The following is a 1,421-nucleotide window of genomic DNA, read 5'->3' as shown; positions in this document are numbered from 1 at the left end:
TGGCTGCGATTTCCCGGATGAAGTCAAGGCGGTTGGCCCGACTGATGGAACGCCATGCCCCCGTGTGCAAGTCATGGCCAGGATACGCTTTGGCAAGATACTCACGCCAGCCCTCGGGCTCCACGTCCTCGGGGCGGGCGGCGGCGGCAGGTTGACCGAAGGTGATGTTGCGCTCCTTGCACCAAGCACGGGCGCGTTCAAGTTCACCGTTCCAATTGTTCAGCAGAACAGCGAAAGATTTGCGCGCAAACGTCTGTGCCTGCGGAGCGGAATAGAACTTTTCCAGCGCCAACCAATCCTCTTCAGCGGTTGCAATGATGCACGGCTTCGCCGCCCTAAGAGCCCGATCCTCCGCAACAGAAAGGGGGGTATCAACCCGGCGGTTAAACAAAGCTTCCGCACGTAACTGCAACTTGCCTTTCGCTTTAAGCGGCTTGCTGGTTTCCGACCGCTCGGTTTTTGGCGCTATCGGAGAGGCTTTAGCCTCGACCGGTTTGGGGACTATAGGGGTATGTTCTAAGCTTTTCTCTACCCTGTTATCTATGTTAACGTGGGGGTTAAGGCTGGGTTCACCTGTAGGTGAAGGCAGGGTTAACGTGGGGGTTAAGGCTGGTGTAACTGCCCGAATGAAACGACGGCGCCCATCAAAGCCAACATCCTTGATCAACCCATCTGCACGAAAGCGGCTGATTATGTTTGCGATGCTCGCTGGCGAACTGCCCATTTTCTTCGCTAGGTATTCGTTGGACGCGAAGCACCCTTGGTCGCCCTCTAGGTTATTGATTTCAGCCCAAAGGCACTTCTCCATCCACGACAAGCCCTCTCTTGTCCAAATTTGCTTTGGAATCCAGGAGCCCGTCCATTCACGTTTTTGGTCGTCGTCGTTCACTTGGCAAAAAGAAACCCTCCCCCCTGTCGCGCAAAAGACGTGGTAGGAGCCCGGCTAACTGGGCTTCGCGACAAGGAGGAGGGAAAGTGATTGTTAGCCATGATGTGAAACTTAACCGCGCCCGGCGCGCTACCACACGCACCTGACGCCGACACCATCGGGGAAACCCCCGTGGCGGGTCAACAACTATCTACTGCATCCATCGCGGATATTTCACTGGCTCAATGTCCAGCACCTTGCCGGTCTTGATGGCTGGGGTGATGCGGATGTTGCCGCGCTCGTCTGTGTCCATGCTGCGCGCGTCGCGCTGATGGTCCGGGGCAACCCATGCGAGATTTGGGCCGTGGAAGCGTTTTGCGGGGCGGGGGCGGCCTTGGGGTTGGTCAGGGAAGAAACTGCGCATAAACGGACGCTAGGGCCATTTGCGGGCCTGTGTCAGTAAGGAAGTGGCGTCTCCGGCTGGACTTGAACCAGCAGCCACCGACTTAGAATGACGGTGCTCTGTCCGATTGAGCTACAAAGACGAAATCGC

At 57.0% G+C, this 1,421-nt stretch carries 2 protein-coding genes and 1 tRNA gene; all 3 read right to left on the bottom strand.

The annotated features are described in order from the left end of the window. A partial coding sequence (locus ACOVRA_RS14730; protein ID WP_421720958.1) for a helix-turn-helix domain-containing protein occupies positions 1-889 on the bottom strand: 889 nt, incomplete at its 3' end. Between the two features lie 190 nt (positions 890-1,079). Next, complete coding sequence (locus ACOVRA_RS14725) at positions 1,080-1,292, bottom strand: hypothetical protein (protein ID WP_421720957.1); 213 nt, start codon at positions 1,290-1,292, stop codon at positions 1,080-1,082. 44 nt (positions 1,293-1,336) lie between these two features. Continuing rightward, a tRNA-Arg gene (locus ACOVRA_RS14720) sits at positions 1,337-1,413 on the bottom strand. Positions 1,414-1,421: the final 8 nt, after the last annotated feature.

It is taken from the genome of Aquidulcibacter sp. (assembly GCF_049239865.1).
Classification (GTDB): domain Bacteria; phylum Pseudomonadota; class Alphaproteobacteria; order Caulobacterales; family Aquidulcibacteraceae; genus Aquidulcibacter.
This window is presented reverse-complemented; position numbering and strand designations above follow the sequence as displayed.